The sequence below is a fragment of the Sphingomonas sp. PvP055 genome, from assembly GCF_040546365.1.
Lineage (GTDB): Bacteria > Pseudomonadota > Alphaproteobacteria > Sphingomonadales > Sphingomonadaceae > Sphingomonas > Sphingomonas echinoides_A.
In genome coordinates, this window is sequence record NZ_JBEPNS010000001.1 from 1,152,306 (window position 1) to 1,179,247 (window position 26,942).

Annotated in this window: 22 protein-coding genes, 2 tRNA genes and 1 pseudogene; 14 read left to right on the forward strand and 11 right to left on the reverse strand. The window is 65.8% G+C overall.

Annotation, left to right across the window (positions count from 1 at the left end; translation table 11 throughout):
* Window position 1: 1 nt before the first annotated feature.
* Together ABIC16_RS05655 and ABIC16_RS05660 are read right to left on the reverse strand one after the other, a co-directional pair.
* Window positions 2-1,186 (reverse strand): efflux RND transporter periplasmic adaptor subunit, encoded by a 1,185-nt coding sequence (locus ABIC16_RS05655; RefSeq protein WP_277970189.1) that lies wholly within the window; start codon window positions 1,184-1,186, stop codon window positions 2-4.
* A 252-nt stretch (window positions 1,187-1,438) separates the two neighbouring features.
* Window positions 1,439-3,649, reverse strand: a complete 2,211-nt coding sequence (locus tag ABIC16_RS05660) for a penicillin acylase family protein (RefSeq protein WP_354290367.1) — start codon at window positions 3,647-3,649, stop codon at window positions 1,439-1,441.
* A gap of 48 nt (window positions 3,650-3,697) precedes the next feature.
* Here ABIC16_RS05660 and ABIC16_RS05665 point away from each other — a divergent pair, with 48 nt between their 5' ends.
* From ABIC16_RS05665 to ABIC16_RS05685, 5 genes and pseudogenes are all read left to right on the forward strand, one after another.
* Entirely contained in the window at window positions 3,698-4,966 is a 1,269-nt protein-coding gene (locus ABIC16_RS05665; protein WP_354290368.1) for a metal-dependent hydrolase family protein, read from the forward strand.
* A 203-nt stretch (window positions 4,967-5,169) separates the two neighbouring features.
* On the forward strand, window positions 5,170-6,375 hold the full coding sequence (locus tag ABIC16_RS05670; RefSeq protein WP_277970191.1) for an efflux RND transporter periplasmic adaptor subunit: 1,206 nt from the start codon (window positions 5,170-5,172) through the stop codon (window positions 6,373-6,375).
* A 10-nt stretch (window positions 6,376-6,385) separates the two neighbouring features.
* Window positions 6,386-9,586 carry an efflux RND transporter permease subunit gene (locus ABIC16_RS05675; RefSeq protein WP_354290369.1) on the forward strand — a complete coding sequence of 1,067 codons (3,201 nt, stop codon included), beginning with the start codon at window positions 6,386-6,388 and terminating at the stop codon, window positions 9,584-9,586.
* The gene (locus ABIC16_RS05680; RefSeq protein ID WP_354290370.1) at window positions 9,583-11,133 is read left to right on the forward strand and encodes an efflux transporter outer membrane subunit; all 1,551 of its coding nucleotides are present in this window, start codon (window positions 9,583-9,585) and stop codon (window positions 11,131-11,133) included. The genes ABIC16_RS05675 and ABIC16_RS05680 overlap by 4 nt, the downstream gene beginning before the upstream one ends.
* A pseudogene (locus tag ABIC16_RS05685) lies at window positions 11,130-11,949 on the forward strand (HpcH/HpaI aldolase/citrate lyase family protein). The gene ABIC16_RS05680 and the pseudogene ABIC16_RS05685 overlap by 4 nt, the downstream one beginning before the upstream one ends.
* A gap of 239 nt (window positions 11,950-12,188) precedes the next feature.
* Here the strand turns inward: ABIC16_RS05685 and ABIC16_RS05690 are convergent.
* From ABIC16_RS05690 to ABIC16_RS05700, 3 genes are read right to left on the reverse strand one after another with little or no spacing between them, the layout of a single operon-like run.
* Window positions 12,189-13,058 carry an S-methyl-5'-thioadenosine phosphorylase gene (locus ABIC16_RS05690; RefSeq protein ID WP_354290371.1) on the reverse strand — a complete coding sequence of 290 codons (870 nt, stop codon included), beginning with the start codon at window positions 13,056-13,058 and terminating at the stop codon, window positions 12,189-12,191.
* On the reverse strand, window positions 13,055-13,405 hold the full coding sequence (locus tag ABIC16_RS05695) for a hypothetical protein (protein WP_354290372.1): 351 nt from the start codon (window positions 13,403-13,405) through the stop codon (window positions 13,055-13,057). Before ABIC16_RS05695 ends, ABIC16_RS05690 begins: the two co-directional genes overlap by 4 nt.
* Entirely contained in the window at window positions 13,405-14,028 is a 624-nt protein-coding gene (locus tag ABIC16_RS05700) for a DNA-3-methyladenine glycosylase family protein (protein ID WP_277970197.1), read from the reverse strand. The genes ABIC16_RS05695 and ABIC16_RS05700 overlap by 1 nt, the downstream gene beginning before the upstream one ends.
* 81 nt (window positions 14,029-14,109) lie before the next feature.
* Between ABIC16_RS05700 and ABIC16_RS05705 the strand changes: the two genes are divergently transcribed.
* Window positions 14,110-14,427, forward strand: a complete 318-nt coding sequence (locus tag ABIC16_RS05705; RefSeq protein WP_277970198.1) for a 2Fe-2S iron-sulfur cluster-binding protein — start codon at window positions 14,110-14,112, stop codon at window positions 14,425-14,427.
* A gap of 59 nt (window positions 14,428-14,486) precedes the next feature.
* Here the strand turns inward: ABIC16_RS05705 and rlmB are convergent, their stop codons facing one another.
* Window positions 14,487-15,233: a 23S rRNA (guanosine(2251)-2'-O)-methyltransferase RlmB gene (gene rlmB, locus ABIC16_RS05710; RefSeq protein ID WP_354281818.1), complete on the reverse strand. Its 747-nt coding sequence runs from the start codon at window positions 15,231-15,233 to the stop codon at window positions 14,487-14,489.
* Between the two features lie 40 nt (window positions 15,234-15,273).
* A complete protein-coding gene (locus ABIC16_RS05715; RefSeq protein WP_354290373.1) occupies window positions 15,274-16,887 on the reverse strand; it encodes a M20/M25/M40 family metallo-hydrolase in 1,614 nt (537 codons plus the stop codon).
* Between the two features lie 189 nt (window positions 16,888-17,076).
* On the opposite strand from ABIC16_RS05715, the gene ABIC16_RS05720 reads away from it, so the two are divergent.
* Together ABIC16_RS05720 and ABIC16_RS05725 are read left to right on the forward strand one after the other, a co-directional pair.
* Window positions 17,077-17,162, forward strand: a tRNA-Tyr gene (locus ABIC16_RS05720).
* 280 nt (window positions 17,163-17,442) lie between these two features.
* Complete coding sequence (locus ABIC16_RS05725; RefSeq protein ID WP_354290374.1) at window positions 17,443-18,000, forward strand: Rossmann-fold NAD(P)-binding domain-containing protein; 558 nt, start codon at window positions 17,443-17,445, stop codon at window positions 17,998-18,000.
* 43 nt (window positions 18,001-18,043) lie between these two features.
* On the opposite strand, the gene ABIC16_RS05730 is transcribed toward ABIC16_RS05725, so the two are convergent.
* Window positions 18,044-18,117: transfer RNA gene (locus ABIC16_RS05730), tRNA-Gly, on the reverse strand.
* Window positions 18,118-18,308: 191 nt separating this feature from the next.
* On the reverse strand, window positions 18,309-18,431 hold the full coding sequence (locus ABIC16_RS05735; protein WP_277970202.1) for a hypothetical protein: 123 nt from the start codon (window positions 18,429-18,431) through the stop codon (window positions 18,309-18,311).
* Window positions 18,432-18,816: 385 nt separating this feature from the next.
* On the opposite strand from ABIC16_RS05735, the gene ABIC16_RS05740 reads away from it, so the two are divergent.
* The 5 genes from ABIC16_RS05740 to mmsB all read left to right on the forward strand — a co-directional run bounded on the left by ABIC16_RS05740 (window position 18,817) and on the right by mmsB (window position 24,450).
* Complete coding sequence (locus tag ABIC16_RS05740; RefSeq protein ID WP_354290375.1) at window positions 18,817-20,328, forward strand: CoA-acylating methylmalonate-semialdehyde dehydrogenase; 1,512 nt, start codon at window positions 18,817-18,819, stop codon at window positions 20,326-20,328.
* Window positions 20,329-20,368: 40 nt separating this feature from the next.
* Window positions 20,369-21,514, forward strand: a complete 1,146-nt coding sequence (locus ABIC16_RS05745; protein WP_354290376.1) for an acyl-CoA dehydrogenase family protein — start codon at window positions 20,369-20,371, stop codon at window positions 21,512-21,514.
* Window positions 21,515-21,622: 108 nt separating this feature from the next.
* Entirely contained in the window at window positions 21,623-22,666 is a 1,044-nt protein-coding gene (locus ABIC16_RS05750) for an enoyl-CoA hydratase/isomerase family protein (RefSeq protein WP_354290377.1), read from the forward strand.
* Entirely contained in the window at window positions 22,663-23,436 is a 774-nt protein-coding gene (locus tag ABIC16_RS05755; RefSeq protein WP_354290378.1) for an enoyl-CoA hydratase, read from the forward strand. Before ABIC16_RS05750 ends, ABIC16_RS05755 begins: the two co-directional genes overlap by 4 nt.
* 135 nt (window positions 23,437-23,571) lie before the next feature.
* Window positions 23,572-24,450: a 3-hydroxyisobutyrate dehydrogenase gene (mmsB, locus tag ABIC16_RS05760; protein ID WP_354290379.1), complete on the forward strand. Its 879-nt coding sequence runs from the start codon at window positions 23,572-23,574 to the stop codon at window positions 24,448-24,450.
* 15 nt (window positions 24,451-24,465) lie between these two features.
* Here mmsB and ABIC16_RS05765 read toward each other — a convergent pair whose 3' ends face one another.
* Window positions 24,466-25,176 carry a PAS domain-containing protein gene (locus ABIC16_RS05765; protein ID WP_354292266.1) on the reverse strand — a complete coding sequence of 237 codons (711 nt, stop codon included), beginning with the start codon at window positions 25,174-25,176 and terminating at the stop codon, window positions 24,466-24,468.
* Window positions 25,177-25,292: 116 nt separating this feature from the next.
* Between ABIC16_RS05765 and ABIC16_RS05770 the strand changes: the two genes are divergently transcribed.
* Entirely contained in the window at window positions 25,293-25,562 is a 270-nt protein-coding gene (locus tag ABIC16_RS05770) for a hypothetical protein (RefSeq protein ID WP_277970208.1), read from the forward strand.
* 1 nt (window position 25,563) lies between these two features.
* Here ABIC16_RS05770 and ABIC16_RS05775 read toward each other — a convergent pair whose 3' ends face one another.
* On the reverse strand, window positions 25,564-26,937 hold the full coding sequence (locus tag ABIC16_RS05775) for a glutamate--cysteine ligase (RefSeq protein WP_354290380.1): 1,374 nt from the start codon (window positions 26,935-26,937) through the stop codon (window positions 25,564-25,566).
* Window positions 26,938-26,942 lie beyond the last annotated feature (5 nt).

A 26,942-nucleotide genomic window follows, 5' to 3' on the forward strand; every position in this document is an offset into this window, starting at 1 on the left:
GCTATCCCTGCTTTGCCGTCGCCGCCGCAACCCGCGTCGGTCTGACCTTCTGGTCCGGCGTCAGGAACGCTCCTGCCGACAGGACGACCCGTTCGGTGCCGTTAAGCCCCTCGACGATCGAAACGCCCCGATCCGAGACTTCGCCGACCTTGATCGAACGCCGGACGATCTTGTCGCCAGGCCCCATCACATACACGAAATTGCCCTTCTCGTCGCTCTGGATCGCAGAATTGGGCAGTTGCGGTACGTCCGTCATGCCCGAGACGACCGAGGCGGAGGCAAACCCGCCCGGGCGCAGCGCCGGATTGTACGCGAGCGCAATGCGCGCAATGCCCTGTCGGCTCGTGGGATCGATTACGGGGGAGACCTGCCACACTTCACCCGTGAAGCTGTCGCTGCCGCCGACCGGCGTTACGTTTGCGCGTGCCCCGATCCGCAATCCGCGCAGGTCGCTTTCGCTGATCTGGGCGCGCATTTCCATCTGGCCGCCTTCCGCGAGGCGGAACAGCGTTCCCGTGCCGGGCCCGACGATCTGGCCCGGCTCGACCGCGCGAGTCAGTACCAGGCCCGCCGCGGGCGCCCGAATGTCGAGCCGATTGGTGCGCGCATTGGCCTCCCCAAGCGTCGCCTGCGCGACCCGGACGCGCGCTAGTGCCGCATCGCGGGTCGCTGCCTTGCGTTCGAGGTCTGCCTTGGACAAGAAGCCGCGCGTCACCAGCGTCTGCGCACGATCGAGTTCGGATTGCGCGATCGCGGCATCCGATTTCGCGACCGCGATCTGTGCGTTGAGCGATGCCGCGGTCTGCGTCTGGACCGAGCGATCGACCAGCGCGAGGACCTGGCCCTTGGCGACCCACTGGCCGGGCTCGACCAGGACGCGCGTGACCATCCCGCCGTCTCCGGCGACACCGACCGGCATCTCGCGGCGCGCAGCGAGCGAGCCGGTCGCCGAAACGACGCGCGCGACGCTCGACCGACCCGGTACCACCACCGACACCAGCGGCAATTGCTCGACCGCTTTGGCGACCGGCTTCGCGCGGCCCAACGTGAAATAGGCGATCGCCGCCACGATCAGGATGACGGTGATGATTCCGACGATCAGCCCGGTCCGCCCGCGGCGCGGTGCGTCCGGACCGGGGAGCCCGAGTATCTCCTCATTGCCGATCGCACGCGTCTCGTAATTCATCTGAGCCAATCCAGATCCTCAGGGTCTTGCGACCCTACCCCCGCCCGTGCCGTCCATGAACGGCAACCGTGCCTGCAACACTGTGTTATAGGAATAAACCACCAACCTCAAGAGGGGTAATTATCGTGCGTTACATGCCGCTTTTCGAAGCGCGCCGCAAGGTAAGCATGGCGTGTCGCTACAGGAATTGAACGTGTGCTGCCCGGCGACGCCAGACACGTTGGAAGCCGTTCCAGTATCCGATGATGCTGTTCAGCGTTTTAGTACGGCACGTCCGGGGTGATATTGGCGTGTCGCATGCGCAGCGACGTCTGCCGGGTAGAACCACACGGGGCGAAGTTTGCCGCCGGCATAGCGCGCTGCCTGATCGCGGAAATGCGGGGAGGCCGGATCGCCGCTTTCGCCCCCCGCGGTCACCGCCCAGGCGTGGACCTTTGGCCCGAACTCGACCACCGCGACGAAGCTGTTGCCGCTCGATCCGTACAGCTTCTTCGTGTTTGGATAGGGGCGCGCGCCGAACGAGGCGAGGCTACCCCATTGCGCCGAGGTGAACGGTACCGGGATGCTCGGCTGCGCGTCGTCGAAATGCGGCTGGATCGAATCGTCGAGCCGCTGGAAACGATTGATCTGGCCCCAGCCGACCTGCCACGTTCCGAAGTCGCGGGTGAGCTGGTCGGCGGCTTCGCCCAGTGCGTCCAGTTTCCGCGCATCGGGAACGCGGGTGGCGATGTAATCGGGGACGTTGATCTGCTCGGCCTGAATGAAGGTACCCGCTTCGCGCCACATCTTGCCGCCCCACAGCACCCCGAGCGTGGTCGCGACCGAGTCCGCCCCCCAGCGATAGTTCCAGCCGCGCAGCACGCCGATCGGCCCCGCTAATTTCGCGCGGCGCGCGTCCTTGTCGGGCAGCGCGTCATACGCCTTCAGCAGTGGCGGGATCAGCCGCGCGAAGGCGGGCAGGTAGCTGTCATAGGCGGCGGCCATCAGCCGTTCGGGCGTGAAGTCGTGCTTGCCCGTCAGAAGCAGATCGGCATGGACCCCGCGCGGGTTCTCGCCGAATGTGTCCATATAGCGGGGGTAATCCTTGGCCTTGGGACTGTCCGGCCCCGCTGCGCTCCACGGCCAGTCGTTGGTGTTGCGTACCCAGCCGACGCCGGGGTCGATCGCATTGGGCAGCGAGGCGACGGTGTGCAGGCCCTTCCAGTCGGTCGCGGGATCCGCGCCGTCGACCGGCTTGGCATAATCGAAACCGTCGTTGCGAACGGGTACGAACTGCGGGTGAAGATAGGCGATCTGTCCCTTTGCGTCGGCAAACAGCGTGTCGTTCGACGAATTGGCCTGGCGCTCGGCGACTTTCATGTAGCTGGCGAGGTCCTGCGCCTTGGTCCTGAGCCAGCTTTGCTCGAGCGCGGGGACGGGCTTCCACATCAAGGCTTGCGTGATCCATTTGCCGCCCTGCGCCGCGACGACTGGGCCGTGGTGCGTGGCGTAGGTGGTGAAACTGCGGCGTGCGAGGCTCCCGTCCGCCTTGCGATAGGCGAGGGTGATGGCGCGGGTCGTGACGGGCCGCTGGTCGGTGCCGTAGCGGTAGGTGATCGCGTTGCCGGCGCGCGTGATGTCCTCTGCGAAGGAATCGACATTGTCGACGCCCGAGGAGGTGTGCATCCACCCGGCTTTCTCGTTGAAGCCTTGGTAGATGAAGAACTGGCCCCAGGTCGACGCGCCGTAGGCGTTGAGCCCCTCGCGACTGGTCATTTGCAATTCGGCGCGGAAGTAGAAGCTGGTGTGCGGGTTGATCAGCAGCAGTGCGTGCCCGTCGACCGTGTTGCGCGGCGCGATCGCGATGCCGTTCGATCCGCGGGGTTCGCGGGGGACGGGGCCGGCGTCTTCATGTGCCACCGCGATGCGTTGGCCTCCATAGAAGGCGGCGAGATCGGTCAGCGAAATGCGTTCGATATCGCCGCCGATGCTGCCTTCGGTGAACGACAGCGCCATCCACGGTTCGAACCGCGTCAGCACTTTGGGGCGAATCCCGGGATGCGTCGCGAGGTAATAGTTGAGCCCGTCCGCCCATGCGCGCATCAGCGCCTGCAGATAGGCGGGGCTCTCAGCATAGCGCGCTTGCAGATCGATCGGGTCGGCGAACAGACGCTGGCGGAGGTCCGCCCACAAGGCGGTCTCGCCCTCGGCTTCGGCGGTGCGGCCGAGCGCCGTCAGATAATTTGCTTCGATCCGTGCGAAATCGTCCTCCGCCTGCGCGTAGATCGCGCCGAACGCCGCATCCGCATCGGTCGTGCCGCGGACATGCGCGATCCCCCAGGTGTCACGCGTGATCGTGACGCGGGCAGCCTCCGCCTTCCAGCGCGCGCGTTCCGACGGGGCGGGCGCGGCCGCCGGCGACAGCAGCGTCGCCGCCAGAAGGAGAGCGGCGCGCTTGCGCATGGCGGGGGCGGGGGTATCCATGAGGGCGAGGCTATCGGGCATCGTGCCTCGCGACAACTCTTGGGGTGGATGATGCGGCGGATCGCGAAGACGTGGCTGATCGGGGTGGCCTTGCTGGCGATAGGCGCAGCACCTGCACCGACGCGCACGATCCTGTTGCGACCCGCTGCGGTGTTCGACGGGGTCGATCCAGTCGCGCATCCCGGATGGCAAGTGCTGGTGGCGGGCGAACGGATCGTCGCGGTCGGTCCGGCGCTCGCGGTGCCGGCGGGCGCGGAGACGATCGACTTGCCGGGCGAAACGCTGATGCCCGGAATGATCGAGGGGCACGGGCACTTGTTCCTCCATCCTTATAACGAGACGTCGTGGGACGATCAGGTGCTCCACGAACCGCTCGCGCTGCGCACCGCGCGTGCCACGGTCAGCGCACGGGCGACGTTGCTCGCGGGCTTCACGACCGAACGCGATCTCGGGACCGAGGGGGCTGGCTATGCCGATGTCGGGCTCAAACAGGCAATCGCGCAGGGGATCGTGCCGGGGCCGCGGATGCTCGTCGCGACACGCGCGATCGTCGCAAAGGGGGCGTATGGCCCCAAGGGGTACGAACCGGGCGTCGACGTTCCCCAAGGGGCTGAGGAAGCGAGCGGCGTCGATGACGTGGTGCGCGTCGTCCGCAGCCAGATCGCGGCCGGGGCGGACGTGGTGAAACTGTACGGCGACTATCGCTGGGGCCCGGGCGAGCCGAGCCGCGCGACCTTCTCGCAGGCCGAGATGACCGCCGCGGTCGCCGCCGCGCATGACGCGGGTCGGACCGTCGCGGTCCATACGTCTACGCCCGAAGGCATGCGCCGCGCGATCGCGGCGGGGGCGGATACGATCGAACATGGCTATGGTGGCACAGCCGAGATCTTCCGGGCGATGGCGGCGCGCAAGATCGCCTTGTGCCCGACGCTTGCCGCATCCGATGCGGTGTCGCGCTATCGGGGATGGACCGGCGCGGACCCGGTACCGCAGGCGGTGGCGGAGAACCGTACTGCGCTTGCGCTGGCGCGATCGGTCGGGGTGCCGATCTGCATGGGGGGCGACGTCGGTGTGTTCGCGCATGGCGAGAATGCGCGCGAAATGGTGTTGCTGGCGGAGGCCGGAATGCCGATCGCCGACGTGCTGATCGCGGCGACCTCCGGGAACGCCCGCGCCTTCCACCTGACCGATCGCGGCAGCATCAAGCCGGGTCTGCTGGCCGACCTGATCGCGGTCCGCGGGGACCCGTTGCACGCGCTCGACGCGGTCCGCCGGGTCGATTGGGGGATGAAAGGCGGAGTCGTCGTACCGCGCTGACCGCCAATTCATGCTGTTAAAACGAGTTATAATTCTGCTGTGAAAACAGCATGTTAATAAATATGTACCGATCGGACGGTATATTCTTCTTGCAATGCAGCATTCGCGGCGACACCTTTGTGACCGCATTGCGGCGGCATGCCGAAAGAGCAAGGCCGCGCTGGCCGGCCAGCCAAAGCGATGCGCGACATGGGGATCATAGAGTGACGACTTCATATGTGGGCATCTTGCGCCCGGTATTCGGCGCGACCGCGTTGGGGCTGCTTGCTGCCTGTGCGCAAAAGGCACCGCCGCCGCCGCCGGTGCCGCAAGTCAGTGTCGCTATACCGTTGCAGCGCGACGTCACCGATTGGGATGAATACGTAGGCCGGTTCGAGGCGATCCAGGACGTCGAACTGCGTCCGCGCGTTTCGGGAACGATCGAGCGAATCTTCTTCAACAACGGCCAGCGCGTGAAGAAGGGCGAAGCTCTCTTCACGATCGATCCGCGCCCCTATCAGGCCGCGCTGGCGCAAGCGCGTGCGCAAGTCGCCAAGGCGCAGGCGTCGGTGACCAACGCGCAATCCGAACTCACCCGCGCCAACGTGTTGCTCAAGGCCGAAGCGATCGCGCGCGAGGAATATGAGACCAAGCTCGCCGCGGTCCGCACCGCGCAGGCAGACCTGGGCGCCGCGCGTGCCAATGTGACGACGGCGCAACTCAACCTGGGCTTCACGACCGTCCGGTCGCCGATCACCGGGATCGTGTCCGACCGGCGCGTCAGCATGGGCAATTATGCGACCGAGGCCACCACCGTCCTGACGCGAGTCGTCTCGACCGATCCGATCTGGTTCTCGTTCGAAGGGGCCGAGAGCTTCTATCTCAAATATTTGCGCCAGGCGAAGTCCGGCGAGCGCGGCTCGTCGCGCAACACCGCCAACCCGGTCGAAGTCCAACTCGCCGACGAGAAGGGCTTTCGCTGGCACGGCAAGATGGAATTCGTCGACAATGCGATCGACCCCAATTCGGGGACGATCCGCGCGCACGCCGTCATCGCCAATCCCGATGGCTTCCTGACGCCGGGCCTGTTCGGTCGCGCCCGGTTGCTGGGCTCCGGCCATTACCGCGCGATGCTGGTGCCGGACGAAGCGGTCATCACCGACCAGACGCGCAAGCTCGTCTATGTCGTCGGGAAGGAAGGCAAGGTCATCGCTCGCCCGGTCGAGACCGGTCCGCAAGTGGAGGGGCTGCGTGTCGTCAAGTCGGGGCTCGCGCCGACCGAGCATGTCGTCATCGACGGGATCACGACGCTGCAACCCGGCGCGACGGTCAAGGAAAACCTGGTCAAGATGAAGCCCAAGGCGGCGGACACCGCGCCGCAATCGACCCAAGAAAGCGCGCCACCCGCCTCCGACGCGACCGCGAACTGAGGCGCAGCCAGTGAGATTTCCCCATTTCTTCATCGATCGCCCGATCTTCGCGGCGGTCCTGTCGATCCTGATCATCGTGTTCGGGGTCGTGGCGTATCCGGGGTTGCCAGTCGCGCAATATCCCGAGATCGCGCCGCCGACCGTGGTCGTCAACGCGACCTTCCCGGGGGCGAACGCCGAGACGCTCGCCGCCACCGTCGCCGCGCCGCTCGAGGAATCGATCAACGGTGTCGAGAACATGATTTACATGTCCTCGTCCGCGACCGGCGACGGTGCGCTCGCGATCACCGTCACGTTCAAGCAGGGCACCAATGTCGATCAGGCGCAGGTGCTGGTGCAGAACCGCGTCTCGACCGCCGAGCCGCGCCTGCCCGAGGAAGTCCGCCAGATCGGCGTGACGGTCCGCAAGAATTCCCCCGACATTCTGATGGTTGTCGCGCTGACGTCGCCGGATGGCTCGCTCAGTTCGTCCTATGTTTCCAATTACGCCACGACGCAGCTGATCGATCGCTTGTCGCGTATCCCCGGCGTGGGTGGCGTGCGCGTGTTCGGTGGGCGCGACTATAACATGCGCGTCTGGGTCGATCCCGATCGTGCGGCGTCGCGCAACCTGACCGTCGACGAGATCGTCGCCGCGGTCCGCGCGCAGAACGCACAGGTCGCCGCGGGGTCGGTCGGGCAGCCGCCGTTCAACGAGGGCGGGACCGCGTTCCAGCTCGGGATTCAGGCGACCGGACGGTTGACCAAGCCCGAGGAGTTCGGTGCGATCATCGTCAAGCGGGACGATCAGGGGCGGCTGACACGCCTGCGCGACGTTGCGCGGATCGAGCTGGGCGCGCAGGATTACACGATCAACGCGATGCTCAACAACAAGTCGATGACCGCGATCGGCATCACGCAGTTGCCGGGCTCGAACGCGCTCAGCACGGCGGATGCGGTGAAGGCGGAAGTCGCCAACGTCGCCAAGAGCTTCCCGCCCGGCCTGACCTATTCGATCCCGTACAACCCGACCGAGTATATCCAGGCGTCGATCGAAGCGGTCGAGCATACGCTGGTAGAGGCGCTGGTCCTCGTCGCGCTGGTCGTGCTGCTGTTCCTGCAAAGCTGGCGTGCTGCGATCATCCCAATCATCGCGATCCCGGTGTCGCTGCTCGGCAGCCTCGCGGTGCTCGCGGGATTTGGTTTCTCGCTCAACAACCTGTCGCTGTTCGGCATGGTGCTCGCGATCGGGATCGTGGTCGACGATGCGATCGTCGTGGTCGAGAACATCGAACGCCTGATGGAAGAGGAGGGGCTTTCCCCGCGCGATGCAGCGCACAAGACGATGGACGAAGTGTCGGGTGCGTTGATCGCAATCGCGCTCGTCCTGTGCGGCGTGTTCATCCCGACGAGCTTCATTCCGGGCATTTCGGGGCAGTTTTACCAGCAGTTTGCGCTCACAATCGTCTCCGCAACTGCGATTTCCGCCTTTGTGTCGCTGACTTTGTCGCCCGCGCTCGCCGCTTTGATCCTCAAGCCCAAGCATGATGCCGAGCCCAAGCCCGGTATCCGTGGAGTCGGCACGCGGTTTGCCCGCGGGTTCAACCGTGGGTTCGACTGGCTTGGCAACCGCTTCGGCAAGTTCACCGCACGCGCGATCCGCAGTCTTGCGATCATCGGGATCGCCTATGTCATCCTGATCGGGCTTGCCGGATGGCGCTTTGCCGCGACCCCGACCGGGTTCATCCCGGCGCAGGATCAGGGCTATCTGATCGTCGCGGCGCAGTTGCCGCCGGGGGCTTCGCTCCAGCGGACCAACGAACTGATCAAGCGCGCGGCCGAGATCGCGCACAAGAACCCGGCGACGCAGGATACGGTCGCGTTCGCGGGGCTCGACGGCGCGACCTTCTCGACCGCGTCCAACGGCGGCGCGATGTTCATCACGCTCAAGCCGCACGCCGATCGTGGTGCCGCGGATGCGATCGCCAACGAGATGCGCAAGGCGTTCGCGCCGCTCAGTGCCGGGTTGCTGCTCGTCATTCCGCCACCGCCGGTGCGCGGGATCGGGACCGGCGGCGGCTGGAAGATGCTGATCGAGGATCGCGGCAATCTGGGGTTCAAGGCACTTGAGGGTGCAGCGTTCGGGATGATGATGAAGGCGAACCAGACACCGGGGATCACCGCCGCGTTCACCAGCTTCAACAACCGTACGCCACGCCTGTTCGCGGACATCGACCGCGAGCGCGCCGAGCAGTTGGGCGTGCCCGTGTCGAGTGTGTTCTCGACGCTCGGCAGCTATCTGGGGTCGTCGTACATCAATGACTTCAACTATCTGGGGCGGACCTACCGCGTCACCGCGCAGGCGGATGCGCCGTATCGCGATCAGGTGTCCGACGTCGGACATCTGCGGACTCGGTCGGCGGCGGGCAACATGGTGCCGCTGGATGCAGTGATGACGCTGCGCAACGATACTGGCCCGTATCGCGTGGTGCGGTACAACCTGTATCCGTCGGCGGAATTGCAGGGCGACACGTCGCGCGGCTATTCCTCCGGGCAGAGCCTGCAGGCGATGGCGAAGATCGCGAGCGAGACGTTGCCCAAGGGCATGAGCTACGAATGGACCGAGATCGCGTTCGAACAGCAGCAGGCGGGCAATACCGGCTCGCTGGTGTTCGGGCTGGCGGTGCTGTTCGTGTTCCTGCTGCTCGCGGCGAATTACGAGAGCCTCGTGCTGCCGTTCGCGGTCATCCTAATCGTGCCGATGTGCCTGCTCGCGGCGATCGTCGGCGTGAACCTGATGGGGATGGACAACAACATCCTGACCCAGATCGGGCTGGTCGTGCTGATCGGGCTTGCCGCGAAGAACGCGATCCTGATCGTCGAGTTCGCGCGCGCCAATGAGGATGTCGGGATGGAGCTCCATGCCGCCGCCGAACATGCCGCCGAACAGCGTCTCCGCCCGATCCTGATGACGTCGATCGCGTTCATCCTCGGCGTGTTGCCGCTGGTGCTCGGGTCGGGGCCTGGCGCGGAAATGCGCAAGGCGTTGGGCGTGGCGGTGTTCTTCGGGATGATCGGCGTGACGACGTTCGGCCTGCTGTTCACGCCGAGCTTCTATGTCATCAGCCGCAAGGGGGGCGATTGGGTCGCCTCGAAAATGCGCCGGAAGCGTGGGGCCGCGACGGAGGACCATCCGCCCGCACTGCCCGCTCCGGAAGGGAAACCGGCATGAAGCGTATCCTGAGCGTCCTTCCTGTGTTCGCGCTGTCGGCGTGCGTCGTCGGGCCGAACTACAAGACCCCGACGACCCCGGTGCCGCCAAAGGGTGGCGCGTTTGCCGAGGCCGGGATCGGCAAGGGAGTTACCCCCACGCCGTTGCCCGACCATTGGTGGCGGCTGTACAACGATCCCGTCGTCGACCGGCTGGTGGCGGACGCGCTGGCGCACAACACCGACATCCGCGTTGCGGCGGGGAACCTCGAGCGCGCGCGTGCCGTCCTGTCCGAACAGCGTGGCGCGCGGTTGCCGACCACCAGCCCGACCGCGAGCTTCACGCGCGCGCAGATCAATACCGCGAGCCTTGGCTTTGGGGGCGCGGGGACGGGTGTCGGGACTGGCACAGGAACTGGGACCGGAACCGGGACGGGAACGGGAACCGGAACCGGAACCGGAACCGGAACCGGCGGTGCCGTGACGCCGCAGTCGTTCGTGTTCAACAGTTTCAAGCTCGGCTTCGACGCCTCTTATGAGGTCGACCTATTCGGCGGCATCACCCGCGCGATCGAGGCGGCGCGCGGCGACGTGCAGGCGGCGCAGGCGCAACTCGACGCCTCGCGCGTATCGGTCGCCGCGGAAACCGCGCGCGCCTACGCCAGCGCGTGCAGCAACGCGCAGCAGCGGGCGGTCGCCACGGAGACGGTCGCGTTGCAGCAGCGTACGCTGGGCCTGACCAACACGCTGTTCACCGCCGGGCGCGGCACGCGGCGCGACGTCGATCGTGCGGACGTGCTGCTCGCGCAGACGCAGGCGACGATCCCCGGCTTCGAGGCGGAGCGGCGCGCGTCGCTGTATGCGCTGGCGGTGCTGACCGGCCTGCCGCCCGAACAGATCGACGCGGCCGCCAATGCCTGCAAGGCCCCGCCAAGAGTGCACGATATCGTGCCCATCGGCGACGGTGTCGCGCTGATCCGCCGTCGCCCCGATGTGCGCGCGGCGGAGCGGACGCTTGCGGCGGACACCGCGCGGATCGGGATCGCGACCGCGGAGCTGTACCCGAAAATCTCGCTGCTCGGGTCGATCGGCCTCAACGCACAGCGCGGCAGCCAGTTGTTCAAGAGCAGCGCGGTGACCTATTCGGCCGGCCCGCTGATCTCGTGGAGTTTCCCCAACCAGACGATCGCGCGTGCGCGGATCCGCCAGGCGCGCGCCGGCGCGGATGCTAGCCTCGCGACCTTCGACGGGCGCGTGCTGACCGCGTTGCAGGAAGTCGAGCAGGCGCTCGCCCGCTATTCTGGCGCGCTCGATCGCAACGCCGCGTTGCGCCGTGCCGAAGCATCGAGCAGCGCGGCGGCGAAACTGTCGCAACTGCGCTTCGATTATGGCGCGGACAGCTTCCTGCTGCTGATCCAGGCCGAACGCGATCGTGCCGATGCACGCGCCGCGCTGGCGCAATCGGATGCGGCGGTGGCGGATGCGCAGATCAGCCTGTTCAAGGCGCTCGGCGGCGGGTGGGAAGATGCCCCCGCGCCGGTCCGCCGCGAGCCGGTCGTCCAGCCGTGAAGCGGATTCGCAGCGCCTTGTTCACGCCCGCGTCCAACGCACGCGCGATCGAGAAGGCGCGCGGGCTCGACTGCGACGCGGTGATCCTCGATCTGGAGGACGCGGTCGCGCCCGACAGCAAAGCCGATGCCCGTGCGCAGGCGATTGCGGCGGCGCGGGTCGGCGGGTTCGGCGATCGGTTGCTGGTGCTGCGCGTCAACGCGCTGGACACTGACTGGGGCGAGGCGGATCTGGAGGCGGCGCGTGGAGCCGGGTTCGATGCGGTGCTGCTGCCGAAGGTGTCGCATCCCGACGATCTCGCGCTGGCACGCGCGACGCTGGGCGATGTGCGTGTGTGGGCGATGATCGAGACGTGCGCGGCGATGCTTGCCTTGCCCGCGATTGCAGCGGCGCCGGGGCTTGGGTGCCTGATCGCGGGGACCAATGATCTGGCGAAGGAGATGCGCTGCACGCCGGGGGCTGACCGGATGCCGTTGCTGCCACATCTGGTGGGAATCGTCACGGCTGCGCGCGCGCATGGGTTGATGGCTTTGGACGGTGTTTCCAACGTGCTGGGCGGATACGCCAGAGCTGGCGGCGGAATGTGCGCAGGGTGCGGCGTTCGGGTTCGACGGAAAGACGCTGGTTCACCCGGCACAGATCGCCCCGGCCAACCGCGCTTTCGCGCCATCGGCGGAGCAGGTGCGCTGGGCAGAGGCGGTGATCGCGGCGTTCGCCTTGCCGGAGAATGTGCGGCTGGGCGCTATCCGCGTGAACGGCGAGATGATCGAGCGGTTGCATCTGGCGCAAGCCGAGCAAATCGTGGCTAGCGCCTAACCCAAACCGGCGAAGCCAGCAGTCCTTCTTCTACCTTTGTGGCTTTGTGTCTTTGTGCGAGAAAATTTAATCACGCAAAGGCGCAAAGCCGCGAAGAGAGAAGGATTCCTGTTTCTCGCGCGGCATCTTCTTGCTCTTCAATCTTCGCGCCTTTGCGCCTTTGCGTGAGAAAGTCTTTTTCTCGCACGAAGACACAATGCCACAAAGGTAGAAGGCAGGAGTGAAAGCCTGCGGCGCTGTTAGCGCAGCACGCGTCCGGCGACTGCATCCAGCTTCGCCAACACTGTCGGATCCCGCGCGTCGGGCGCGGTGATCAGCGCGTGGTCGAGCACCGTATCGAGCGGCGAGGGCGTCCGTTCGGGCGGAAGTGCGGCGACTAAAGCCGCAACCGTTTGACGCGCAATCGCGCCGTTCGCGCCCATTTGCTTGATGACTTCGCTCACCTCCACGAACGCCGCTTCCTCCCGCCAGCAATCATAGTCGGTCACCATGCCGATCAGCGCGTACGGCAGCTCCGCTTCGCGCGCGAGCTTGGCCTCTGGCATCGCGGTCATGCCGATGACGTCGGCGCCCCATTGGCGATACATCAGGCTTTCCGCCCGCGTCGAGAATTGCGGGCCTTCCATCGCGAGGTAGGTCGCACCCTTGGTGACGTTGCCGCCCGCGCTGGCGACGGCTTCCGCGGCGAAGGCGGACAGGCGGGGGCAGACCGGCTCTGCCATCGAGACATGCGCGACCATGCCGGTGCCAAAGAAGCTGGGGGTCCGCTGCGTGGTGCGGTCGATGAACTGGTCGACCACGACGAACCGGCCGGGTTCGAGCTCCTCACGGAGCGATCCGATCGAGGAAATCGCGAGGATATCGGTGCAGCCGACGCGTTTGAGCGCGTCGATATTGGCGCGTGCGTTCAACTCGGACGGGCTGATGCGATGCCCGCGCCCGTGGCGTGGCAGGAACACCAGCTCGACCGCACCGATATTGCCGAACAGCAATTCATCCGAGGGCGTACCCCACGGCGTATCGATCCGCCGCCATTCCGGATTTTCCAGTTGATCGATCGCATACAGCCCGGAACCGCCAATGATCCCGATTTTCCAAGTTGCGCTCATGCCGTTCCCGATTCCTGTTCCAGACGCGCGAGCCATGCTTGCGCTTGCTTGGGTTCCCCAACCGCGTCCGATCGCACCGGTCCGCGCGCCGCGACGAAGTCCGCGTAGAGCGCAAACGGCTCCATCCCCAGCGTGTCGCGCAGATCGTCGATCGTCTCGCCCAATTCGATCAACGCTGTGACGGTCGCGACCGACGCCGGAGTCTCGCCCTTCTTGCCCTGATGCCCGAACAGGCCCCAGCGCCCCTTGGCGGTGGTTTGCAACGCTGCGATCAGCGCGGTGCGATAGTCGGTTTCATGCGCGATGCGGTCGGCATCGATCCGGGCGAGACGATCGGCACGCGCCATCAGATGACCTTCATGTCGCTTTGATAATGATACCAGGCGAAGATCGCGGCCGCGCCGCGATGCGGTCGCCACGCTTCGGCCAGTTCGCGCACCAGCTTCTCGCTTGGGCGCGCTTCGTGGCCGAGCAGGCGCCCGATCTCGATCTGCACCGCCAGATCGCCCGCGGGCCAGATGTCGGTGCGGCCTTCCGCGAACAGCAAATAGATTTCAGCTGACCAGCGCCCAATGCCCTTGACTGCGACCAGCTTGGCGATCGCTTCCTCATCGTCCTCGGGCAAATTGGCGAGATCGAGTTCTCCGCTGGTGACGAGCGTGGAAAGGCTCCGCGCATAGCTCGCCTTCTGGCGCGACAGGCCCGCGGCGCGGAGTTGTTCGTCTGTCGCGGCGATGATGTTCGCGGGATCATCGAGGCTGCCGACGATCCCCTCAAGCTTCCGGTACGTTGCCTGCGCCGAGGTCACGCTGACCTGCTGCCCAATGATCGTGCGCAACAGCGTGCCGAAGCCGCGCTCGCTGATCCGCGGCGGGGGATAGCCGATCCGCTCCAGCGCCACCGCGAACGCGGGTTCGCGCGCGGCGAGCGCGTCCATTGCTTCGGTCAACTGTTCTGTGGTCAAGCCCATGTCGAACCCCGTGCTTGCCGCTTGCGTCGCGGCGCTCGGCTGGGCATGGCAAGCGCGACGCAGTGATACAAGGATTCACCTATGCCCAAGCTTATCGTCGTGACTCGTGAAGGGGAAGAACGCGAGATCATGGGAGAGGCCGGCCTTTCGGTGATGGAAGTCATTCGCGACGCCGGGATCGACGAGCTGCTCGCTCTGTGTGGTGGTTGCTGCTCTTGCGCGACGTGCCATGTCCATGTCGACCCGGACTTTGTCGCCAAACTTCCCAAGATGAGCGCGGACGAAGACGATTTGCTCGATTCCTCCGCCGATCGTAACGAAACGTCGCGTCTGTCGTGCCAGGTCGCCTTCACCGACGCGCTCGATGGCCTCAAGGTGACGATCGCCGCCGAGGATTGAACGGTATCCCCTTAAGCCTCTCCCCGGCCATTGCCGGGGAGAGGCTTAGGAAAAGAATGCTACCGGCTCGCTGCCGCGTAGAGCGCGATTGCAGCGGCGTTGGAGACGTTGAGGCTCTCCATCTTCGGCGAAATCGGCAACCGCGCGAGCTCGTCGCAATGCGATGCAGTGTTCTGCCGCATGCCTTCGCCCTCTGCCCCCAGCACCAGCGCGACCCGCTGGGTGCCCATTGCCTGATTGAGCGTTTGCGTCGCCTCGCCGGTCAACCCGACCCGCCAGAACCCCGCTTCCGCGATCTCGTCGAGCGCACGGGCCAGATTGACTACGCGAACCCACGGCACGATCTCGAGCGCGCCAGACGCCGCGCGTGCGATCGTCCCCGATTCGGGGGGCGCGTGCCGGTCTGGCGTGACGATCCCAAGTGCATCGAACGCCGCCGCCGAGCGCATGATCGCGCCGACATTGTGCGGGTCCGTGACCTGGTCGAGCACGATCAGCGGACGCTTGTCGTCCTGCCCCTGCTGCAACAGGTCGGCGAGCCACATGTCCTCGAGCGGTTCGACTTCGATCACGATGCCCTGGTGCGGCGCGTCGCCCGGCACAAGCCGCGCGAGGTCGGTCACTTCGGCAAACACGATCGGCACATCCGCGGGGATGTCGAGCGCCGCGCTCGCTTCGCGCGTCGCCCAGATCTTGCGGACGACGCGTTCGGGGTTCTCGAACGCAGCGGCGACGGCGTGCCGCCCCCAGAACCGCGGGCGGCCCGCCGGGGCCTGGGACGGACGATGTCCACGACGTGCTGCCATCAACGCTGCTCCAGCTTTACGAAACGCAAGTTAGTCACGATTATTCTTCCTCGTCGGAATAAGCGAAGGGGTCGGTCGCGACCGGCTTGGTCGGCAATGGCGGGCGAGGCAAGGCCTTGTCCGCATTTGCTGCATTGACCAGGAACGATGCGAGGATCGTCGCGCCCTGCCGCATGTCGTCGCCCTTCAGGTGATCGAACGTGTCGATGCTCGAATGGTGCACCCGGCTGTCATAGTCGAGCGGATCCTGGATGAACTGGAATCCCGGCACGCCGACCGACTGCAGGAAGACGTGATCGGTCCCGCCGGTCTTGCGGATCACCACGTCGGTCGCGCCCATCGGTGCGAACGGCGCGAGCCAGTCGCGGAAGATCGGCACCACCGCCGGATTGTTCTCGACATAGATGCCGCGGATCTTGCCCGAGCCATTGTCGAGGTTGAAATAGGCCGCAAGATCGCCCCAGCCCGGGCGTGGCGTGATCGGCCAGCGGTTGGCCCAGCCGGTGTAGAGTTTCAGCCCAGTCAGCTTCGGGTCGCCGGGGGTGCCGCGCGTGGCGAGATGCTTCTCGACATAGGCGAGCGAGCCGAGCAGCCCCTGTTCCTCGCCCGCCCACAAAGCGAAGCGGATCGTCCGCTTGGGGCGGATGCCGGTCTTGGCGATGATCCGCGCGGCCTCCATCACCATCGCGGAGCCGGCGCCATTGTCGGCGGCGCCATCGGCCGCGACCCACGAATCGAGATGCGCACCCGCCATGACATAACCAGCCTTGGGGTCGGTTCCGGGAATTTCGGCGAGGACGTTGTACGCTTGCGTATCGCTGTCATCGAACCGCACGTCGCTGGTGATCTCGAGCGTTGGGGCGGGGCCGACCTTGGCAAGGCGCGCGAGGCGGCGGTAATCTTCCGCCGCGATCTGCACTGCGGGGAGCGACGGCGTGTCCCCGACCCCGAACGTATAGCCTTCGCCGCTGACGAGCTTCCCGTCGCGATACGCCATGGTCGCCATCGCGACCGCGCCTTCCGCCTTGAGGAACGCATCGAGTTTCTTGGCATAGTCGAGCCGCTTGACGCGGCGGTCGACCGCGTCGGGGTCGTAGGTCGGCTGCTGGTACTGATCGAGCTTGCGCAATTCCTCCGCGGTGTAGCGCTCGAACGCGGCTTCCTTCGGCTCGGAGCCGGTGTCGGGGAGGGTGACGAGCACGATCTTGCCCGCGAGCTGACCGTGCCATTTGGCGAAATCGCGCTCGCGCTTCATCGGCGCGACGATGATCGGCGCGCGGAGCGGGCCGTTGGTGGCGGGCGTCCAGGCGATCGGGATCGCGGTCAGCGGGATCGGGCGCGGGGTGAGCATCCGCACGCTGGAACTGACGATCGACCAGCCGCGGCCGAAATCGAACCCCTCCTTGTGGACGTTGCGCAGGCCCCACTCGGTGAATTTTGCCTGCGTCCAGGCTTCGGCCTGCCGCATCGCGGGGGAGTTGGTCATGCGCGGGCCGATCACGTCGGACAGGTGCGCGGCAATCGGCATGACGTCGCTGTGCGCGGTGCCTTCGTCGAGGATTCGGGCGAGTTGCGCGCGGTCACCGCTCTGCGCGAACGCGGGCATCGTGGCGACGAGCGCGACGGTGCTGGCAAGAAGCAGGAATCGACGCATGATAACCCCCCGGTCGTTGAACGCCGCCCGACCGGCGACAATCTGACCGGTATGCGGGCAGCGCGACCGGTGCAAGCCCGACCCGATTGTACAAATTCCCGCTGCTGGGGCGTTGACAGCACGCCAACCGGTCGGCATTGGACGCCCTCGCTTTTCGGAGCGACCATCCCCCCGGGGATGCGAGCCTGGGGACAGGTGGCCGAGTGGTTAAAGGCAGCAGACTGTAAATCTGCCCGTGCAAGCGTACGCTGGTTCGAATCCAGCCCTGTCCACCATCTTCTTCCGGCGGTTCCGGAAGATTTCAGCGTCAGAGAGCAGGTCGATGTCGCCCCTTGGGGGGACATGATCGATCGGTGCGCGGGCGTCATGTGCGCCTGGCGCCGCGTACGAACCGATCCGGCGTGACTGCCGGGTTCGTGGGTCGGCGGGATCTTTACAGAACCACGGCGTGCGCACATCGTCTCGCAGTTTTCGAATACTCTTCCCTGCCGGGCAATGGCGTCGTGCCAGGGCCTTACCCTTCCCGGTCGATCGACCAACCGTCAAGGATTCGCCATGCGCCGCGTCGCCATAGTTCACGGCCATCAGGGCCGCGTCGGAAGCGCGTTCGCGTCGCGTCTTGCGCGGGACGGGTTCGAGGTGATCACCGGGGAGGCGATCTCGCGGATCGAGTGGCCGATGATCGACGCACGCGCCTATCTGTTCGACTGCGCCTACCAGCATGAGGATCCGGTCGGGCACGTCCAGCGCGCGGCGAAACACCTCGAGGATTGGCGACGTCTGGGCGGGATGTTCATTCCGTCGTCGATGCATATCGGGACCGATACGGCTTACGGCCGCGCGAAGCTGGTAATCGAACAGCTCGTCGCCTTTTATCGTGGCGAAGGCGCCAATGTCGTGACCGATCGGATCGGGTATTTCCCCGGCGACGGCGTCGCGGGGGACAAGAACAACCCGTTCTACCATGAGTTGGTGACGGGCGACGTGCTCTACGCCCGTGTCATGGCGCGGTTGGCGTCCCATGCGGAACGGCCGGTATCTGGCGAAGCGGTGCGGGGAGCAGCGCCGTCGATGCACGCAGTGCAGGCGACCGTGGCGATCTCGAAAAGCTGAAGCCGGACCAGGAACGCAGCTGCCGGATTATCGGGGTCGGCGGTGGAGCGGGTAACGGGAATCGAACCCGTGTATTCAGCTTGGAAGGCTGCTGTACTACCATTGTACTATACCCGCAACGCGTTGGCGTCACACCGTCATGTCGGCGGCGCAGGCTACCATGAGTGGGCCACCGTCCGTCGATGGGATGGCCATTCGCATGATCGCGCACTGGCGGTCAATATCCCGCCGACGTTTCCGCGACATTCCTTCCGTCACCTGGAGACGGATTCGGAGAGGCTGGGCCAGACTAGTATGCGCCGATCCGCTCAGGCGTTCGCTTCGGAATTGTCGATCCAATAGCCCGCAAACGCGACCAGGAAGAGCAGGATAACGACCAGCACCACCGCGACTGGTTCAAGCGTACCCACGGCGCGTTTCAGCATATCCAAGCGATCATCTCCTACTCGTCCGGCAAGCGTTTTCTCTCCGCCGGTGTCCGACGGGAGATATGAGCCGCGACTATTACGCTCTCGGCGGGGGATCGTGGGGATCGCCCATCCGATGTTCAAGAGTGTATGGACCGACGCAAGATTCACAACGGGCGTTAACGCTTCGTTAATCCTATCTTGCCCGGCGTGTGGCTCAAATCGGGACGGCAACGTTCTGGCTGGTTGATGGCCAGCCACGATGGACAGCGGACGTACGAACGGGCCAGCGGTCTGCGGCGGCAATCCGCCGCAAAAAGTTTCTTCTGCAACCATTCCTGACGTCATTGGGCCTTGGCGTGCGTTACGGAATCGGCGACAGGCCAGCGAAACAAGCGAAGAGGATGCCATGCGGATTATCGATCATCATATCGCCGGGCTCGCGAATGGCGGGGCAGCTGGTGGCGCGACCCGGACCGGTGACGTGTTCGACCCCAACACCGGGCAGGTCCAGGCGACGGTGACGCTCGGCACGCAGGCCGACCTCGATACGGCGATTGCCGCCGCGCAAAAGGCGCAGCCGGGCTGGGCCGCGACCAACCCGCAGCGCCGTGCGCGCGTGATGTTCGAGTTCAAGCGGCTGGTCGAACTGCATATGGACGAGCTCGCCGAGCTGCTGTCATCCGAGCACGGCAAGGTGATCGCGGACTCGAAGGGCGATATCCAGCGCGGGCTCGAGGTGATCGAATTCTGCTGCGGTATCCCGCATGTGCTCAAGGGCGAGTACACCCAGGGCGCGGGGCCGGGGATCGACGTCTATTCGATGCGCCAGCCGCTCGGGATCGGTGCGGGGATCACCCCGTTCAACTTCCCCGCGATGATCCCGCTGTGGATGTCGGGCGTCGCGATCGCGACGGGCAACGCGTTCATCCTCAAGCCCTCCGAGCGTGACCCTTCGGTCCCGGTCCGGCTCGCCGAGCTGTTCCGCGAGGCGGGTTTGCCCGAGGGCATTCTCCAGGTCGTCCATGGCGACAAGGAAATGGTCGACGCGATCCTCGATCATCCCGCGATCAGCGCGGTGAGCTTCGTCGGCTCGTCCGACATCGCGCATTACGTCTACAAGCGCGGCGTCGCCGCGGGGAAGCGCGTCCAGGCGATGGGCGGGGCGAAGAACCATGGGATCGTCATGCCCGATGCGGATCTCGATCAGGTCGTCGCGGATCTGTCGGGTGCGGCATTCGGCTCGGCCGGCGAGCGCTGCATGGCGTTGCCGGTCGTGGTGCCGGTCGGCGAGAAGACCGCGATCGCGCTGCGCGAGAAACTGATCCCCGCGATCGCCGCGCTGCGGGTCGGGGTCTCGACCGACAAGGATGCGCATTACGGTCCGGTCGTCAACGCCGCGCACCGCGCGCGCATCGAACAGTGGATCCAGACCGGCGTCGACGAGGGCGCGGAGCTGGTCGTCGACGGGCGCGGGTTCGAACTGCAGGGGCATGAGAAGGGGTTCTTCATCGGGCCGTCGCTGTTCGACCATGTCACCCCGTCGATGGAATCGTACAAGGAAGAGATCTTCGGGCCGGTCCTGCAGATCGTCCGCGCCAATGACTTCGAGGACGCCGTCCGGCTTCCGAGCGAGCATCAGTACGGCAACGGCGTCGCGATCTTCACGCGCAACGGCCATGCGGCGCGCGAATTCGCGGCGCGGGTCAATGTCGGGATGGTCGGGATCAACGTTCCGATCCCGGTGCCGGTCGCCTATCACACGTTCGGCGGGTGGAAGCGCAGCGCGTTCGGCGATACCAACCAGCACGGCATGGAAGGCGTCAAGTTCTGGACGAAGGTCAAGACCGTGACGCAACGCTGGCCCGATGGCGGCGTCGGCGACGGCGCAAATGCGTTTGTGATTCCGACGATGGGCTGAGCCCGCGTCTGCTCTGCGACCCGATACCAAAAGGCCTATCATGACCGACCAGTTCGACCTCACCGACGATCAGCGCGAGATCCAGGAGCTCGCGCGCCGCTTTACCGCCGACCGGATCACCCCGTTCGCGGCGGAGTGGGACGAGAAGCACATCTTCCCGCGCGACACGATCAAGGCGGCGGCGGAGCTGGGCTTCGCGTCGATCTACGTTTCCGAGGAATCGGGCGGGATCAACCTCGGGCGGCTCGAAGCGGCGTTGATCATGGAGGCGATGGCCTATGGCTGCCCGTCGACCTCGGCGTTCATCTCGATCCACAACATGGCGAGCTGGATGATCGACCGGTTCGGCGGGCAGGGGGTGAAGGACAAGTACCTCCCGTCGCTCGTCACGATGGACCGGATTGCCAGTTACTGTCTGACCGAGCCGGGCTCGGGCTCGGACGCCGCCGCGCTCAAGACCCGCGCGGTCCGGGATGGCGATCATTATGTCGTCAACGGCACCAAGCAGTTCATCTCGGGCGGCGGTGAGAACGAAGTTTACGTCACGATGGTCCGCACCGGTGAGGACGGCCCCAAGGGCATTTCGTGCCTCGTGATCGAGAAGGACATGCCCGGCGTCAGCTTCGGCGCGAACGAGCGCAAGCTCGGCTGGCACTCGCAACCGACCGCGCAAGTGGTGTTCGAGGATGTGCATGTCCCTGTGGATAACCTTGTGGGTGGGGAGGGCGAGGGGTTCCGCATCGCGATGATGGGGCTCGACGGCGGGCGGCTCAACATCGGCGCATGTTCGCTCGGGGGCGCCCAGCGGTGCCTCGATGAATCGATCGGCTACACCAAGGATCGCAAGCAGTTCGGCAAGGCGATCGGCGATTTCCAGAATACCCAGTTCATGCTCGCGGACATGGCGACCGACCTCGAGGCGGCGCGCGCGCTGCTGTACATGGCGGCGGCCAAGGTCACGGCGAACGCGCCCGACAAGACCAAGTTCGCGGCGATGGCGAAGCGGTTGTCGACCGACACCGGCTCGCTGGTCGCCGACCGAGCGCTCCAGTTGCATGGCGGCTACGGCTATCTGATGGATTACCCGATCGAACGCTTCTGGCGCGACCTCAGGGTGCATTCGATCCTCGAAGGGACCAATCAGGTGATGCGGATGATCATCGGGCGCGAACTGACGCGCCAGTAATCCCGCGAAGCGAAGCCCCTTCCTCTTCGGGGCTTTGTGGCTTTGTGCGAGAAAGAGTCTTCGCGCACGAAGCCACAAAGACACGAAGACAGTGATGAGAGACCGTGCATGACCAGCGACGTCCTGACCTCGTTTGAAGGGCCTGTCGGCCGGATCCGGCTCAACCGCCCGAAGGCGCTTCATGCGCTGACCACCGACATGTGCACTGCGATGCTCGATGCGCTCGACGCGTGGCGTGCCGACCCCGCGATCGAGGCGGTGCTGCTCGACCACGCCGAGGGCAGGGGCTTCTGCGCGGGTGGCGACATCCGGATGCTCGCGGAAAGCGGCGCGGCGGATGGCGTGGCGGCGCGGGCGTTCTTTCATACCGAATATCGGCTCAACCATCGGCTGTTCACTTATGCCAAGCCAACGGTCGCGTTCATGGACGGGATCACGATGGGCGGCGGCGTGGGGATCGCCTGCCCGTGCGATTTCCGCGTGGCGACCGAGAACACCAAATTCGCGATGCCCGAGACCGGGATCGGCCTGTTCCCCGACGTCGGTGGCGGCTGGTATCTGTCGCGACTGCCCGGGCGGATCGGGCAATATCTCGCGCTGACCGGGCACCGGCTCGACGGGGCGGAGTGCCGCGCACTTGGTCTTGCGACGCATTACGTGCCGAGCGCGGCGCTCGACGATGCCAAGGCACGGATCGCTGCCGACCCGCAGGCGATCGCGGCGACGCTCGACGCGCTCAGCGAGACCCCGCAGGACGCGAAGATCCTTGCGCAGCGCGAGGCGATCGACCGGCTGTTCGCTTCCGACGCGCTCGAGGACATCTACGCGGCGCTTGAGGCCGATGGCGGGGAATGGGCGACGCAGCAGCTCGCCACGCTTAGGACCAAGTCGCCGCAGACGATGAAGGTGTCGCTCCGCCTGCTCCACGAGGGCAAGATGATGGCGACCTTCGAGGACGAGATGCGGCAGGAATATGCGATCGGCTCGCGCGTCGTGCAGCGGCGCGATTTCCTCGAAGGCGTCCGCGCGGTGATCGTCGACAAGGACAATGCCCCGCGCTGGGACCCGGCAACCCCGGAGGACGTGACCGATCACGTGATCGACCAGATCTTTGCGCCTCTCTCTCCAGCCGATGAATGGACCCCGGCATGACGTACGAAACGATCCTCGTCGAACAGCGCGACCGCGTCACGCTGATCACGCTCAACCGCCCCAAGGCGCTCAACGCGCTCAACAGCCAGATCCTCGCCGACTTGCTCGCAGCCATGGCGGCGTTCGATGCGGATCCGTCGCAGGGCTGCGCGGTCATCACCGGCAGCGAGAAGGCGTTCGCGGCGGGGGCGGACATCAAGGAGATGCAGGCGCAGGGCTTCGCCGACATGTACGCGCATGACTTCTTTGCCGGGTGGGACCGCTTCACCCGCAGGCGCAAGCCGATCATCGCGGCGGTCGCGGGTTATGCGCTCGGCGGCGGGTGCGAGCTCGCGATGATGTGCGACTTCATCCTCGCCGCCGACAGCGCAAAGTTCGGCCAGCCCGAGATCAAGCTCGCGGTCTCGCCGGGCATGGGCGGCTCGCAGCGGCTGACGCGCGCGGTCGGCAAGGCCAAGGCGATGGAGATGTGCCTCACCGGACGCATGATGGATGCGGACGAAGCCGAACGCGCCGGGCTCGCCTCGCGCGTGATCCCCGCCGCCGATCTGGTCGAGGAAGCGGTCAAGGTCGCCGCGACGATCGCGGGCATGGCCCCGCTCGCGGTGCTGGCGAACAAGGAAATGGTCAACGCCGCGTTCGAAACCAGCCTGAGCATGGGCGTCCAGTTCGAACGCCGCCTGTTCCACGCGTTGTTCGGGACCGAGGACCAAAGCGAAGGCATGAGCGCCTTCGTGGAGAAGCGCCAAGGGGTGTGGACGGGACGATAGAACTTCTGCCTCCCCTCCCGCTTGCGGGAGGGGCCGGGGGTGGGCTCCCGGCTGGAGGTGGAGTGGATCATGGCAACCGGGCGCCCACCCCTCAGTCCCCTCCCGCAAGCGGGAGGGGAGGAAGGAACAAGAGACATGGCACGCATCGCATTCATCGGGCTCGGCAACATGGGCGGCGGAATGGCCGCGAACCTCGCGAAGGCGGGGCATGACGTCCGCGCGTTCGATCTGTCGGCGGAGGCGCTCGACCGCGCGAAGGCGGCAGGCTGTTTGCCCGTAGGGTCCGCCACCGCGGCAGCGGATGGGGCTGAAGCGATCGTCACGATGCTCCCCGCCGGTCGCCACGTCGAGGCCGTCTATGCCGAACTGTTCTCCGCGCACGTCTCGCCCGCGACGATTTTGATCGATTGCTCGACGATCGACGTCGCCACCGCCAAGCACGTTGCCGCGCTTGCGCTCGCCAACGGCATCACCGCCGTCGACGCGCCCGTGTCGGGCGGGATCGGCGCGGCCAATGCCGGCACGCTGACCTTCATGGTCGGCGGGACCGACGCGGGCTTCGCCAAGGCCAAAACGGTCCTGGAGGCAATGGGGCAGGCGGTGATCCACGCCGGCGGCAACGGCACTGGCCAGGCGGCCAAGATCGCCAACAACATGCTGCTTGGGGCGACGATGGTCGCGACGTGCGAAGCGTTCCTGCTGGCTGAGAAGCTCGGACTCGACGCACAGACCTTCTACGACATCTCCAGCGTCTCGTCGGGGCAAAGCTGGTCGATGACGCGCTATTGCCCGGTGCCGGGGGTCGGACCGGAAACACCCGCCGACCACGATTATCAGGGCGGTTTCGCGACCGCGCTGATGCTCAAGGATCTCAAGCTCGCGGCGGAAGCGGCGAAAGACGCGGATGCGAACACGCCAATGGGCGCGAAGGCGGCGGACCTCTACCAGCGGTTCGCGGACGCCGGGCAGGGCGGCCTGGATTTTTCCGCGATCATCAAGATGCTGCGCGGGTGACGCGTACGGTGCCGCTCAGTCGCACCGGCTGGGCGGCCCGCCATACCGCGCGAGATAGCTTCGGAGATCGTTCTGCAGCGTCAGCGCCATACGAATCGACGAATCCTCCAAACCTTGTCCCGCCCGCTCGATATCGAGATCGCCGCGTGCAACCATCTCCAGCACCAGCAATGTCCCCGAAGACAGGTCGAGACCGATCTCGCGACACAACTCGCCGACGGTCACGCGGGGGGCCGCGCATTCGAGCTTGAAGCAGGCGAGCGCGACATCCCATTTGAGGCCCGCAAAGCGGTCAGGCCCGAACGTTTCGATCCGGCTGCGGCGTGCGCGAAGCATTCGCGAGACCGTCAGAAAATCGGTTTCGAGCGTCCCGATCGGGGCGGTATCGATCAGGCACCGAACCGTCGCGATGAGCCGGCGCGGGCCGATGCCGTCCGATATGACCGATGCATGATTCTGCACACGCCTGAGCTTTCCGTCCGATCGAACGTAGCTCTTCGTCAGCGTGACCGGGTCGCCGGTTTGCCGCATCCACTCGACCACCGCGGTGTGCCGCGCCTGTTCCACGGGGTTGGTGAACTGGACGGCAACCTTCCCGATCAGTTCGCGTCGATCGCGCCCAAGGACCTCGCAATAGGCATCATCGACCGAGAGATAGGTTCCCGTCAGGTCAGTCAGCACGTGGGCGGTCGGCGCGGCAGAGTCGAGAAAACTTTGCAGGTTCATCACGTCCATAAATCTTGGGTGCAGATTCAATGCCCTAATTGATCCTTTTGCGCTATGGTACAGTGCCGGTCCGGCGGGTATCCAAGAGTGCACCGCTTTGCTGGGAGTGTCGCGCCATGCCTATGGGCGAATTCGGGGGGACGAATGCCGAGACGGGAGCCGTCGGCTCCGATGCGACCGGCGAGTCCACGGCAGCGCAGGCGCCGGGAAAGACCGAGGCGATGGCCGCCGTCATGATCGATACCTTCGGCGCGCGCGCATTGGCCGTCGTACAGGCGGAAGTCGACGCAGCGACACCCGAACAGCCGTCGGTCGCGGAAACATGGCAGCGGATCGCCGAAGCGATCCGCGACATGATCGCCGCGGCGGACGATCCTTCGCAGTAATTCAGAAGCGCAGGTCTTCGTAAACGCGCGAGACGTCGCCGTTCCAGGCACCGTGATATTTCTCGAGGAGCACCTCGGCGGGCACCTTGCCGGTGCGGACGACTTCGCGCAGCGGATCGAGGAAACCCGTCTCGTTGCTCCCGCCGCCGTCGAGCCGCGCGCGTGCGGTCAGGCCGGCGTGCGAAATGTCGAGCACCTCGCCAGCGATGTCGCGCAGTGTCCGTCCGCCCGCGATCGGCGCGTCGAGTCCGAGGCGCGGGACCGAATCGCGCAGCGTCTGCCGTTCCTCGATCGTCCAGTGCTTGACGAGGTCCCACGCCGCATCCAGCGCCTGATCGTCGTACAACAGGCCAACCCACAGAGCAGGCAGGGCACAGATCCGGCCCCACGGACCACCGTCCGCGCCGCGCATTTCGAGGAACGTCTTGAGACGGACTTCGGGGAAGGCGGTCGACAGATGGTCGTTCCAATCGTCGAGCGTCGGCGTCTCGCCCGGCAGGACCGACAATTCGCCCTTGAGGAAGTCGCGGAACGACAGCCCCGCCGCGTCGATGTAGCGGCCTTCGCGGTAGACGAAGTACATTGGCACATCGAGCGCATAGTCGGTGTAGCGGTCGTAACCAAAGCCGTCCTCGAACACGAACGGCAGCATCCCCGTGCGCGCCGGGTCGGTGTCCGACCAGATATGGCTGCGGTAGGACAGCATGCCATTGGGCTTGCCCTCGGTGAAGGGCGAATTGGCGAACAGCGCGGTCGCGAGCGGCTGCAGCGCGAGCCCGACCCGGAACTTGCGCACCATGTCCGCCTCGGACTGGTAATCGAGGTTCACCTGAATCGTGCAGGTGCGCAGCATCATGTCGAGGCCCATGCTGCCAACGCGCGGCATGTGGCGCAGCATGATCGCATAACGGCCCTTGGGCATGATCGGCAGTTCGGCGCGAGTCTTGTCCGGCCACATGCCGAGACCGAGGAACCCGATCCCGAACTTGTCGCCGATCGCCTTGACCTGTTCCAGGTGACGTCCGGTCTCGGCGCAGGTCTGGTGGAGGTTCTCGAGCGGCGCGCCCGACAGTTCGAACTGGCCGGCGGGCTCCAAGCTGATCGAGCCGTCGCTGCCGGACATGGCGATGACGTTGCCATTCTCCTCGACCGGCTTCCAGCCATAGGCCTGAAGCGCATCGAGCAGGTCGCGGATGCCGCCCTTCTCAGTGTAGCTTGGCGCATGATGATCGCTGTCGGCGTAGACGAACTTTTCGTGCTCGGTGCCGATCCGCCAGCGTTCGGGCGGCTTTTCCCCGGCTGCGAAACTCGCGACGAGCTGGTCGCGCGATTCGATCAAAGGCGAGGTCTTGATGGTGTCGGATCGCGTCGTCATCGTCG